Here is an 11,589-nt window from a genome sequence, read left to right on the forward strand (position 1 = left end):
AACAGTATTATTGTAAAGGTCTGACGGGCTTTTGTCAAGTGCCCGGACGGGGAATCCGTGGTGTTTCCACCGTGCAAACCGGAAAAAGACCGCTGTACAATCATACAGCGGTCTCAGTCTGTCGAAAAAGCAGCATTTCAACTCTTGTGCTTTGTGCGGCAGCACGCATAAAATAGAATTTGCGGAGCAAATTCATAAATTCCGGGGGCGTGTACCTCGGAATTTATACAAGGGAAGAAAAAATGTGCCTGCAAGGCGCGGTTTTTCTTCGAAATTCGATCGAAAGCGTGGTTTCGATCGAGAGGCTGCTCGGAAAACGTTAGTTTTTCGACAGCCTCAGACCGCTGTACAATCATACAGCGGTCTTTCTATTGTTTATTTTACTTGCGGGTCTTGGAGAAATCGCGGCAAGCCGTGCTGCCTCTCCAGGAGTAGCCGGGGTTCTGCATAAACATGGATTCAGCGATCGTACCGAGCGTGCGGATGTAATTCTTCTTAGTCATGATAATGAGCCTCCTTTAATCCGTCTTCTGACGGGTGCAGCTAACATTTTTTCTGTTCTTTCTGATTACGATATTAGTATAGCGCATTTCAGAAAAAACGCAAGACGCAATTTCGTTATATTGCATTAAAACCATGAAAAGAATTTGTATAATATCCATAAAAGAAAAGGCGCATGCCTCAAACATACGCCTTGTGCATTGTTACTTTTTGCCGGTATACGGACGAAGGTCCAGCAGAGCACGTTCCACACTCCAGTAGAAGCCCTGTTCACCGACCATATCATAAATACCGGAGCGGTGCATCATATTCATGGCACTGCTCGGCAGGCCGCACAGTACGATATCCACACCGTTTTCGTGCAGCGAACGAAGAATATCCATCAGCGCCTGTGCTGCCGAAATATCAATATACGGCACACCGCGCATGGACAGCAGCAGCGTATCACAGGTGCCGACACGCTCGGTCAGCTGCTCGATGGTGTCGATGTTGGCGAAGATCAGCGGACCGGTGATGTAAGCGACCATTGCGTTGCGGTAACGTTCACTCAGCGCCTCGTCGTTGTTTTTGATACGGGACATGTCAACACGCTCGTAGTTGATCTGCAGCTTGGACAGACGGGCAACCATCAGAATCAGGCCGAGACCGACACCGACTACGATCGCAACCGTCAGATCGAATACGATGGTGCAGATCATGGTGACGATAAATTTCGCCATGGCACCCTTGAAACGGTGGCTGAACATGTACTTGATGGCGTGCCACTCGTTCATGCGCCATGCAGTGACCATCAGCACGCCTGCCAGACCGGCCAGCGGCACATTCTGAATGACCGGCGCGAGCAGAAACATCATGATCAACAGACCGACCGCATGGAAGATACCGGTCAGACGGGTCTGCGCACCCGAGCGAACTGCTACCGAGGTGCGCGCCAGAGCAGCAGTCGCCGGAATGCCGCCGAACATCGGCAGCACCATGTTGCCGACGCCCTGTGCGAACAGCTCCTGATCGTTGTTGAGCTTGACGCCGGTCGCGCGGCCGGCAGACGCACCGCACAGCAGGCTTTCGAGCATGTTCAGCACCGCGATGGAGAATGCCGGTGCCAACAGAGCAGGAACCGTGTTCCAGTCAATCTGTGCCGGAGACAGACGATCCGGCAGCATGAGCGTTTTCGGAATCTCGCCGACGGTTGCTATATCGAGCTTCAGAATCATCGTTGCCGCAGTTGCGATGATAATGCCGATGAGTGAGGCCGGTACGACCGCGTTCCATTTTTTCGGGAAGAACACCATCAGCAGAACGACAAAAAGCGCAATCAGTGTGGTAGCAATATCCGGATGAAAGCCGAGATCCTTATACGAGATGATCTTCGCAATCGCACTGGCCCCTTCCGAGTGCGTGCCGAAGAAGTTGTCGATCTGACCCATCGCGATGATGACCGCAATACCCGAGGTAAAACCGGTGATAACCGGCGCGGGTACGAAGGCGGTCAGGTTGCCGAGGTGCAGCACCGCCGCAAGGATGAGCAGTGCACCGGCGAGAAAGGTTGCCACGAACATGCCCTGCATGCCGTAGGTCGCGATCAGCGAGCCGAGAATGGCTGCCATCGCACCGGTCGGACCGGAAATCTGATAATAGCCGCCGGTCAGCGCCGAGATGATAAGACCGGCAACAATCGCTGTAACCAGGCCGCAGGCCGCCGTCGCACCGGCCGATACGCCGAACGCCAGTGCCAGAGGCAGCGCCACTGCCGCAACGGTCAGACCGGCCATCAGGTCCTTGGCCAGCTTTTGCCCGTTGTAGCCCTTGAATTCCTGCTGAAGCTGCCGCAAAAATGCAGTTCCCATGATGTTTTTATTCCCCTTTTCGTGATTCTCCCGTACACAGCAAAAAGCAGGGCGGCCAACGGAAAACGTCAGCACCCTGCTTTGTGGTGTACAGGCGTATAGCAACAGTATATCATATAGAAAACGATACAGCAAATCAAAATGGCAGAAAAATAGAAAATTGTGCAAATTGTTGAACATTCTGCGCGGTTATCACGTGAAGTTGACCATGCGGAAATTTGACGGGAGGACAGGCGTTGCAAAATTCCGCTAAACAGCATATAATCTAAGGCATGAGCATGGAAGCATGAAAGGAAATGAAAAGCTATGCATGACGATCTGACCGCACAGGACATTGAAATGATGCAGAAGGAACTGGACCACCGCAAGCTGGAGCTGATGCCCGAGCTGATCGAGGAGGTCAAGCGCACACGCGCGTTCGGCGACCTGAGTGAAAATTTTGAATACAAAGCCGCCAAGCAGGTGCAGAACCGCAACCGCAGCCGCATCCGCTATCTGGAGCGCATGATTAAATCCGCGCATGTGATTGAGGATAAAGCGGGCGCGGATGAGGTCGGTCTGTTCGATAAGGTGGAGCTGCTGTTTGAGGACGATGATGACACGGATACCATTCAGGTGGTAACGACCGTGCGGTGTGATCCGCTGAACGGCAGAATCAGCTGCAAGGCACCGCTCGGTAAGGCGGTGCTCGGCAAAAAGGTCGGTGACCGGGTGGATGTCACCACCGAAGAGGGCGACAGCTATACTGTTGTGATCAAGTCCATCACCAAGGAGAAGGATGATGGCTCGGGACCTATTTTGTAATTGGAAAATGGAGAATGGAAAATGAATGTGCGCGCCGAAGGCGCGGATTAAATAATCGTGCTATGCACGATACCTTCATTCTCCATCCTCAATTCTCCATTTTCCATTATTCAACATGATAAATAAAAACTGCTGCATAAACTTCGGTGCAGCAGTTTTTTCATGTACTCACAGCCCAAACAGGAGCAGGGCGGCGGTGAGCAGAAACTGTTCCCAATCCACCACGCCGTCATCGTCCATCAGCAGGAACCACACGATGAGCAGGGCGATCATAGTATCCATGTCCAGCCGGACACCCTGCAGACGCTCATTCAGCGTGCGTCCGAGACCGGAAAAGGTGCTGCTCTGCGGCGGCTCGCTTGTTTCCGGTGCGGTCTGCTCTGCGGCGGCAAGATAGCGGTTATACATGGGTCAGCACCTCCTATAAGGTTCGCGGCGCGGTATCGTCTGTAGAGAGGTTCACCTGTCCGAGTGCCGCGCGCGCCATCCGAGCCATGCTGACCAGACGGAGGGCACGGTCGAACTGGCCGGAGACCTCCTCGGCAACGAACGGCTTGAGCGCACCGAGCAGTGCACGTTTTTCCGGTTTTACGGCATTCTGCCCGCTCTGCGCGATCGCGCCGATGACCGGAAGCGCCTTCTGCATCATTTCGGAGGCCGGATCGTAGGTGCTCTGCGGCTCTGCCTGTGCGGACGGCTGACCGCCGAGCAGGTCGGACACGGTTTTCATCGCGTTCTGCAGTGACTCCGGGTCGCTCAGCAGCGAGGAAAGCATATCGTTTTCCATCCAAACGCCTCCTTATTTGCCGAAAATGTGCCGAAGCTGAGCGGCAAGCCGCGCACCCTCGGGTGTCTGCATGAGTTTTTGCGCTGCCTGTGCTGCGCTGCGCATGTCACCTCTTTGAGCGGCTTTTGCGGCCTGTTCCAACTCATCGGCATGCTGTGCGGACAGCTGCTCGACCGCACGCCTGCCGTCTGCGGTGCCGAGCGCACCGGAAAGCCGTTCGAGCGCCGCGTCACCGCCGGCCTGTGCCGCAAGTCTGCGGAGCAGTTCGTTCTGATCCATTCGCGTCCCGTCCTCTCTCATAAGAAGTTGTTTCATGACAGTATATGCCGCCGGGAGGAGAAGTGTGTGCACAGGGAAATAAATTGTGGCTGATCGCAAGAAAATTACTTTACATCGCGGGATACTCGGTGTAAAATACAGCTATATGTGCGGCGCAGAGAGAGGGAACAACATGAAAGTGCTGATATTTGCAGATTCCCACGGCTATAACATGGCAATGGCCTTTGCGGTAGACAGGGAAGAACCGGATGCGGTCATTCACTTAGGCGATCACGCCGAGGATGCTCGCGAGATCGAGCGCGTGTTCCCGGCCATGCCGATCTACCGCGTGCGGGGCAACAACGATTTTGACCCCGATGTGCCGCTGAATGCGGTTGTGACACCGGGCGGCGTGCGGATTTATATCACGCACGGCCACCGTGAGCGTGTCGGCATGCTGTCGAGCGGCATTGTGTCCCAGCGGGCTTACGAGGAGCACTGCGCGCTTGCCTTTTTCGGGCATACGCACCGCATGATGCTCGAGCGGGAGAACGGCGTGTGGGTATGCAATCCGGGCAGCATCAGTCTGCCGCGCGGCGGCCCGGCCAGCTATGCTCGGCTGACTGTCGAGAACGGACGGGCTGCGCTGCTCGAGCTGGTCGATGAGGACGGCAGTCTGCTGCGAAAAGAGAGTCTGTAAGAGAAATAGAAAATTAGGAGAACATTATGCTTTTAGCAATCGACGTAGGCAACACCAACATGGTGTTCGGTTTATATGACGGAGACAAGCTGCGCGGCTCGTTCCGCATTTCCACCAATTCTGAGCGCACCTCGGATGAGCTGGGCATGCTGATCGCGCAGTATTATCACTTCCACGAGATCAGCTGCGCGGAAACGACGGCGGTCGTGATCGCATCGGTCGTGCCGCCGGTGATGTATACGCTGATCAATGCCATCCGCAAGTATCTGTTTGTGCAGCCGGTCATTGCAGGCCGCGATGCGGATATCGGCATTGAAAACTGCTATGCCAACCCGCGCGAGGTCGGCGCGGACCGACTGGTCAACGCGGTTTCTGCGGTTCGCAAGTATGGCAAGCCGCTCATTATTGTGGATATCGGCACGGCGACTACCTTTGACGCCATTGACGAGAACGGCGCGTATCAGGGCGGCGCGATTTTCCCAGGTCTGAAGGTGGCGATGGAGGCGCTGTTCCTCAAGGCGTCCAAGCTGCCGCGCGTGGACATCGAGCGCCCGGAGAATGCCATCGGCAAGACTACCGTGCAGTCCATGCAGTCCGGTGCGGTGCGCGGCTATGTCGGCGCGCTGACCGGCATTATCACGGATATCCAGAAGGAGCTGGGCGGCAAGGCGAGAGTCGTCGCTACCGGCGGCATGGGCCGCATGATGGCGGAATACTGCGACCTCATTGACGATGTGGACCCGAACCTGACGCTCGAGGGTCTGCGTCTCATCTACGAGAACAACCGCGAGGCGTTTGAAAACCGCAAGCTGGATATGACCAGCAGCGTCATCGAAGTGACCGAGGAAGGTACATGGCAGGAGAACAAGTGAGTTGAGCTGCCGCGGAACCGCTTTTTCAGCAAACACAAGTAACTTTCTGCCGAAAACAGTAATTCTGCTGAAAAAACGCAGAAAAAGGCTTGAACTTTTTCAAATCACTGCGGTGAAAAGTGCTTTGCAAAACCGATAGAATGTTGTAAAATAGAAGTGGTTTCGTGTATGCGAACACCACTTCTATTTTTGTTTTTGGGCACGGTGTGGGTTACACCGTGGAGAAGGCTGTGGAAGCCGCAACCACCCATTCTGACGAGAATGGGGCGCGAAAGCGAAAGCCTTTCGCGTCGGGACATAAAGGAGCGAAGGAAACACACATGGGTATGACAATCGCGCAGAAGATTTTGAAAGCGCACTTGGTAGACGGCGAAATGGCACTGGGTCAGGAGATCGGTCTCAAGATCGACCAGACGCTGACGCAGGATGCCACCGGCACGATGGCTTATCTCCAGTTTGAGGCGATGGGCGTCGATCAGGTCAAGACCGAGCGCTCGGTCGCTTACATTGACCACAATACCCTGCAGTCCGGCTTCGAGAATGCGGACGACCACAAATATATCGGTTCTGTCGCTAAGAAGCACGGTATCTACTATTCGAAGGCAGGCAACGGCATCTGCCATCAGGTGCATCTGGAGCGCTTCGGCGCACCGGGCAAGACCCTGATCGGCTCGGACAGCCATACGCCGACCGGCGGCGGCATCGGCATGCTGGCGTTCGGTGCCGGCGGCCTGGACGTTGCAGTCGCAATGGGCGGCGGCGCGTACTACATTCCGATGCCGAAGATGGTCCGCGTCAACCTGACCGGCAAGCTGTCGCCGTGGGTATCTGCGAAGGACGTTATTCTGGACGTACTGCGCCAGATGACCGTCAAGGGCGGCGTCGGCAAGATCGTAGAGTACGCAGACGAGGGCGTAAAGACCCTGTCCGTACCGGAGCGTGCCACCATCACCAACATGGGCGCTGAGCTGGGCGCTACCACCTCGATCTTCCCGTCCGACGAGGCAACCAAGAAGTTCCTCGAAGCACAGGGCCGCGGCGACGTATGGGTACCGCTGTCCTCCGACCCGGACGCAGAGTATGACGAGGAGTACACCGTAGACCTGTCCGCACTCGAGCCGCTGGCAGCTATGCCGCATATGCCGGATAACGTCAAGAAGGTATCCGAGATCGGCGAGATCAAGGTAAACCAGTGCTGCATCGGTTCGTGCACCAACTCCTCCTATTACGACATGATGAAGGTCGCTTCCATCCTCAAGGGCAAGACCGTAAGCCCGGAGGTTTCGCTGACCATCAGCCCCGGTTCCAAGCAGGTATTCAATATGCTGGCGCAGAACGGCGCTCTGGCGGATATCATTTCGGCTGGTGCGCGTATCCTTGAATGCGCCTGCGGTCCCTGCATCGGCATGGGCCAGTCGCCGGAGTCCGGCGGCGTATCGCTGCGTACCTTCAACCGCAACTTTGAGGGCCGTTCCGGCACCCAGGATGCACAGATCTTCCTCGTATCTCCGGAGGTTGCAGCAGCGTCTGCACTGACCGGTGTGCTGACCGATCCGCGCACCCTCGGTGAGATGCCGGAGATCGAAATGCCCGAGCATTTCACCATCAATGACAACATGATCGTAAAGCCGGCCGAGAATCCGGCTGAGGTTGAGGTCGTTCGCGGCCCGAACATCAAGCCGTTCCCGCTGGGCAAGGCACTCGAGGCATCCTACACCGGCAAGGTCGTTCTCAAGACTGAGGACAACATCACCACCGACCACATCCTGCCGGCCGGCGCAAAACTGCTGCCGTACCGCTCGAACGTGCCGTACTACTCCAACTACTGCTTTATCAACGTCGATCCGGAGTTCCCGTCCCGCTGCAAGGAGCAGGGCGGCGGCGTAATTGTCGGCGGCGCAAACTACGGTCAGGGCTCGTCCCGTGAGCATGCAGCGCTCGTTCCGCTGTATCTGGGCGTAAAGGCCGTACTGTGCAAGTCCTTCGCACGAATTCACAAGGCAAATCTGGTCAACTCCGGTATCATCCCGCTGACCTTTGCCGATCCGGCGGATTACGATGCGATCAATCTGCTGGATGAAATCTCTCTGCCGAACGTGCTCGAGGAAGTGAAGAACGGCGAGCAGGTCACCGTTGTTTGCGGCGGCAAGACCTTCAAGGCCGACTGTGAGGTTTCCGAGCGCCAGCGTCACGCACTGCTTGCAGGCGGCACGCTGCTGTACGCACGTCAGCAGAGCAAGTAAGTCAAGACGTTATGCCGACCGGAGAGCCAAGCGGGTTCTCTGGTCGGACTTGACAGCCATATTTTCTTTTGTTAAAATAATATCAATGGTGTAGGAGGACAAAACCATGTCTATCGACCAGTCTGTTCTGGATAAATTTGAGGCAGTTGTAGAGAGCCAGCGCAAGCGTATCATGGATATGAAGGCGCAGGACGATTTTATTGATTACTCCAAGCTGGACAAGCTGATCATCGGCGTGTGCGGCGGCGACGGCATCGGCCCGATGATCACCGGCATGGCCCAGCACGCGCTGGAGGTTCTGCTGGCGGACAAGGTAAAGGCCGGTAAGGTAGAGTTCCGCGTGATCGACGGTCTGACCATCGAGCGCCGTGCCGAGCTCGGCTGCGCTATCCCGCCCGACGTTATGGAAGAGCTGAAGAAGTGCCACGTTATCCTGAAGGGTCCCACCACGACTCCGCGCAAGGGTGATCCGTGGCCGAACGTAGAGTCCGCGAACGTTGCAATGCGTAAGGGTCTCGACCTGTTTGCCAATGTGCGCCCGGTAAAGGTACCTGAGCTGGGTATCGACTGGACGTTCTACCGTGAGAACACCGAGGGCGGCTACGCTGTCGGTTCGCAGGGTGTGCAGATCGACGACGATCTGTTCATCGACTTTACCGTAGCTACCTCGCAGGGCTGCGAGCGTATCGCTCGTCTGGCCTTCGACTATGCACGCAAGACCGGCAAGAACCGCGTTTCCTGCGTCACCAAGGCGAATATCATCAAGACCACCGACGGCAAGTTCCTCGATACCTGCCAGAAGGTAGCCAAGGAGTATCCGGAAGTACAGTTTGATGACTGGTACATCGACATCATGACCGCAAAGCTGCTCGATGACAAGCGCCGCCGCGACTTTAAGGTCGTTGTTCTGCCGAACCTGTACGGCGACATCATCACCGACGAGGCCGCTGAGATCCAGGGCGGTGTCGGCACGGCAGGCTCTGCCAATATCGGCAAGCGCTATGCGATGTTCGAGGCAATTCATGGCTCTGCGCCGCGTATGGTACAGGAAGGCCGTGCAAAGTACGCGGATCCGTCCTCCGTACTGCGTGCAGCCGTTATGCTGCTTGAGCACATCGGTGAAATCGAACTGGCAAAGAAGCTCGACCGAGCACTTGATATCTGCATGGTAGAGGAGCACAAGGTTGTTGTTACCGGTCGTGATACCGGTGCAACCGCACAGGAATTTACCGATTATGTGCTGGATACCATCGCTAAGCTGTAATTTACACGAGAAATAGAATTTGAGAGAGGGAGAGGGTCTGTGGAACACAAGCAAGAGGTTTCCAAAGCGGTAATTCAGCGATTGCCTCGCTATTATCGGAATATTTGTGAGCTGAAGGCTGAAGGGGAGCAGCGTATCTCCTCCAAAGCACTGGCAGAGCGCATGGGACTGACCGCTTCGCAGATTCGTCAGGACTTTAACTGCTTCGGCGGCTTTGGTCAGCAGGGCTACGGCTATAATATCGACAAACTGCAGGAGGAGCTGGGTGCGATCATGGGTCTGCGGACCGGCCGCACGGCGATTCTGCTGGGTGCCGGTAACCTCGGTCGTGCACTGCTTAATAACTTTAACTTTTCTGCCAGCGGCTTTGAGCTGCTGTGTGCGTTTGACGCAAATCCGCAGCTCATTGGTCAGCGCTTTGGCGGCCATGAGGTACGCAGCGCGGATACGCTTGCGGAGTTTATTGAGCGCAACAAGCCGGATGTGGCGGTGCTCACCATTCCGCGCGGAGATGCCCCGCGTATCGCACACGGTCTGGTAGAGCGCGGTATCCGCGGTCTGTGGAATTTCACCGGCGAGGACCTTCATTTGGAGGGACTGGGCGTTCCGGTCGAAAACGTGCATCTGTCGGACAGCCTGATGACACTGTGCCATCTGGTCGGCGCAGCAGACGGGGAAAGAGAGCAGAACCTGTAAAACGAAAGGGAGTATCTTTTGATACTCCCTTTTTTGTGCGAAAAAAGCCGCTATCCAATGGATGAGCGGCTTTGGTATTACATTTTGTCCAGATAATACGGTGTTGTCTGGTACACATAGTAGTTGACCCAGTTGGTGTAAAACAGGTTGGCATGTGCCTTCCAGGTCACCAGTACGTCCTCGTTGGGATCATCGTTGCGGAAGTAATGGCGCGGCACCTCCGGGTTCATGCCTTTAGCCAGATCACGCTCATACTCCTTTTTGAGCGTGTCGGCGTCGTACTCGCCGTGACCCAGCACAAAGATCTGACGGCCATTCATTGCCTCTACGATGTGCACACCGGCTTCGTGCGACTCCGCGAGAATGGTCAGACGATCGTTTTTGCGGATGTCGGCGGCACGCACCTCGGTGTGGCGCGAGTGCGGTGCGCAGAAGATATCATCAAAGCCGCGCAGCAGCGGCTCCTTCGGCAGCAGAACATGGTGCTTGAAAATACCGGACATTTTCTCGGGCAGCATGTACTTCGGAATACCGTAGTGATAATACAGACCGGCCTGCGCCCCCCAGCAGATGTGCAGCGTGGAATGAACGTGCGTTTTAGTCCAGTCCATGATCTCGGTCAGTTCCTTCCAGTATTCGACTTCCTCAAACGGCATGGTCTCTACCGGCGCACCGGTGATGATAAAACCGTCATATTTCTGGTCGCGGATATCGTCGAACGTCTTGTAGAAGGTGAGAAGATGATCCTCCGGCGTATTTTTGGAATGGTACGTTTCGGTCTGGATCAGATCGACCTCGATCTGGATCGGCGTGTTGGATAAACAGCGCAGGATCTGGGTCTCGGTAATGATTTTCAATGGCATCAGGTTGAGTAAACCGATGCGAAGAGGACGAATGTCCTGTGTCGCGGCACGGTGTTCGGTCATAACGAAAATGTTTTCGCTCTCCAATACGGCGCGTGCCGGCAGACTGTCGGCTATCTTGATAGGCAAGCCGACACCTCCTTTTTCTCTTCACAAATCTTTATATAATATATTCAGTATAGCAGATTTACGGCGGTATCTCAAGGGTTTGCATAAAATGCAGAAAAATGAAAAATAGTTATTGACAAAACAGGGGGAACGATGGTATCCTAAATAAGCTGTTTTCAAACAGCGGTTCAGCGTACCAAAAAGAACTTGAAAAAAGTTCTTGACAAACGGCGAAAAGTTTGGTATTCTGAATAAGCTGTTTCGACAGCGGTCAAAATAGAATCGAGTCGATGAACGAAAATTGATTGAAAAATAAATCGAAAAAAGTTCTTGACAAACGCTTCTGGTTTTGATATACTAAATAAGCTATTGATGAGCGGTTAAGAACAACGAAAAGTTGTGAAAACTCTTTGAAAACAGCAGATTGTACCTTGTAAATTAAACAACGATGTGCTTAAACTTTTGTTCAAAAGAACGAAGGTTGTAGTGCGAACCTGAAATTTCGAGAGTTTTTTACTCTTGGTAAATCGCTGGAAGTCACAACTCCAGTTAAAATAAAGTGACACGTCAGACTCTAAAGTCGGTTAAAACGAAAGAAATTTCGTTCTAATACAATTTTTAGAGAGTTTGATCCTGGCTCAGGATG

At 54.5% G+C, this 11,589-nt stretch carries 12 protein-coding genes; 6 read left to right on the forward strand and 6 right to left on the reverse strand.

The features are described from left to right. Positions 1-380: 380 nt before the first annotated feature. Both DWZ82_RS15880 and DWZ82_RS11625 read right to left on the reverse strand, forming a co-directional pair. Positions 381-503, reverse strand: coding sequence for a hypothetical protein (locus tag DWZ82_RS15880; RefSeq protein WP_256372561.1), 123 nt, complete (start codon positions 501-503; stop codon positions 381-383). Positions 504-704: 201 nt separating this feature from the next. After that, a complete protein-coding gene (locus tag DWZ82_RS11625) occupies positions 705-2,348 on the reverse strand; it encodes a SulP family inorganic anion transporter (protein ID WP_118360975.1) in 1,644 nt (547 codons plus the stop codon). Between the two features lie 306 nt (positions 2,349-2,654). Here DWZ82_RS11625 and DWZ82_RS11630 point away from each other — a divergent pair, with 306 nt between their 5' ends. Further along, entirely contained in the window at positions 2,655-3,152 is a 498-nt protein-coding gene (locus tag DWZ82_RS11630; RefSeq protein ID WP_118480986.1) for a GreA/GreB family elongation factor, read from the forward strand. Positions 3,153-3,320: 168 nt separating this feature from the next. Here the strand turns inward: DWZ82_RS11630 and DWZ82_RS11635 are convergent, their stop codons facing one another. From DWZ82_RS11635 to DWZ82_RS11645, 3 genes are read right to left on the reverse strand one after another with little or no spacing between them, the layout of a single operon-like run. Continuing rightward, complete coding sequence (locus DWZ82_RS11635; RefSeq protein WP_118480987.1) at positions 3,321-3,560, reverse strand: hypothetical protein; 240 nt, start codon at positions 3,558-3,560, stop codon at positions 3,321-3,323. A 13-nt stretch (positions 3,561-3,573) separates the two neighbouring features. Further along, entirely contained in the window at positions 3,574-3,939 is a 366-nt protein-coding gene (locus tag DWZ82_RS11640) for a hypothetical protein (protein WP_118480988.1), read from the reverse strand. Positions 3,940-3,951: 12 nt separating this feature from the next. Next, positions 3,952-4,218: a hypothetical protein gene (locus DWZ82_RS11645; protein WP_116705580.1), complete on the reverse strand. Its 267-nt coding sequence runs from the start codon at positions 4,216-4,218 to the stop codon at positions 3,952-3,954. 172 nt (positions 4,219-4,390) lie between these two features. On the opposite strand from DWZ82_RS11645, the gene DWZ82_RS11650 reads away from it, so the two are divergent. The 5 genes from DWZ82_RS11650 (at position 4,391) to DWZ82_RS11670 (ending at position 9,972) form a co-directional block, all read left to right on the forward strand. After that, positions 4,391-4,897, forward strand: coding sequence for a metallophosphoesterase family protein (locus DWZ82_RS11650; RefSeq protein WP_158575219.1), 507 nt, complete (start codon positions 4,391-4,393; stop codon positions 4,895-4,897). Positions 4,898-4,923: 26 nt separating this feature from the next. Beyond that, positions 4,924-5,769 carry a type III pantothenate kinase gene (locus tag DWZ82_RS11655; protein WP_118480990.1) on the forward strand — a complete coding sequence of 282 codons (846 nt, stop codon included), beginning with the start codon at positions 4,924-4,926 and terminating at the stop codon, positions 5,767-5,769. Between the two features lie 320 nt (positions 5,770-6,089). Then, positions 6,090-8,012, forward strand: a complete 1,923-nt coding sequence (locus DWZ82_RS11660; RefSeq protein ID WP_118480991.1) for an aconitate hydratase — start codon at positions 6,090-6,092, stop codon at positions 8,010-8,012. A 106-nt stretch (positions 8,013-8,118) separates the two neighbouring features. Further along, entirely contained in the window at positions 8,119-9,276 is a 1,158-nt protein-coding gene (locus tag DWZ82_RS11665) for an isocitrate/isopropylmalate family dehydrogenase (RefSeq protein ID WP_118480992.1), read from the forward strand. 39 nt (positions 9,277-9,315) lie between these two features. Beyond that, on the forward strand, positions 9,316-9,972 hold the full coding sequence (locus tag DWZ82_RS11670; RefSeq protein ID WP_118480993.1) for a redox-sensing transcriptional repressor Rex: 657 nt from the start codon (positions 9,316-9,318) through the stop codon (positions 9,970-9,972). Between the two features lie 77 nt (positions 9,973-10,049). On the opposite strand, the gene metA is transcribed toward DWZ82_RS11670, so the two are convergent. Next, positions 10,050-10,964, reverse strand: a complete 915-nt coding sequence (gene metA / locus DWZ82_RS11675) for a homoserine O-acetyltransferase MetA (protein WP_118360959.1) — start codon at positions 10,962-10,964, stop codon at positions 10,050-10,052. Between the last annotated feature and the right edge of the window lie 625 nt (positions 10,965-11,589).

Source organism: Butyricicoccus sp. AF35-5AC, assembly GCF_003477715.1.
Lineage (GTDB): Bacteria > Bacillota > Clostridia > Oscillospirales > Butyricicoccaceae > Agathobaculum > Agathobaculum butyriciproducens.

Excerpts from the sequence above, each read along its gene's own strand:
- DWZ82_RS15880 (WP_256372561.1), bottom strand. The coding sequence starts at position 503 with ATGACTAAGAAGAATTACATCCGCACGCTCGGTACGATCGCTGAATCC.
- DWZ82_RS11625 (WP_118360975.1), bottom strand. The coding sequence starts at position 2,348 with ATGGGAACTGCATTTTTGCGGCAGCTTCAGCAGGAATTCAAGGGCTAC.
- DWZ82_RS11630 (WP_118480986.1), top strand. The coding sequence starts at position 2,655 with ATGCATGACGATCTGACCGCACAGGACATTGAAATGATGCAGAAGGAA.
- DWZ82_RS11635 (WP_118480987.1), bottom strand. The coding sequence starts at position 3,560 with ATGTATAACCGCTATCTTGCCGCCGCAGAGCAGACCGCACCGGAAACA.
- DWZ82_RS11640 (WP_118480988.1), bottom strand. The coding sequence starts at position 3,939 with ATGGAAAACGATATGCTTTCCTCGCTGCTGAGCGACCCGGAGTCACTG.
- DWZ82_RS11645 (WP_116705580.1), bottom strand. The coding sequence starts at position 4,218 with ATGGATCAGAACGAACTGCTCCGCAGACTTGCGGCACAGGCCGGCGGT.
- DWZ82_RS11650 (WP_158575219.1), top strand. The coding sequence starts at position 4,391 with ATGAAAGTGCTGATATTTGCAGATTCCCACGGCTATAACATGGCAATG.
- DWZ82_RS11655 (WP_118480990.1), top strand. The coding sequence starts at position 4,924 with ATGCTTTTAGCAATCGACGTAGGCAACACCAACATGGTGTTCGGTTTA.
- DWZ82_RS11660 (WP_118480991.1), top strand. The coding sequence starts at position 6,090 with ATGGGTATGACAATCGCGCAGAAGATTTTGAAAGCGCACTTGGTAGAC.
- DWZ82_RS11665 (WP_118480992.1), top strand. The coding sequence starts at position 8,119 with ATGTCTATCGACCAGTCTGTTCTGGATAAATTTGAGGCAGTTGTAGAG.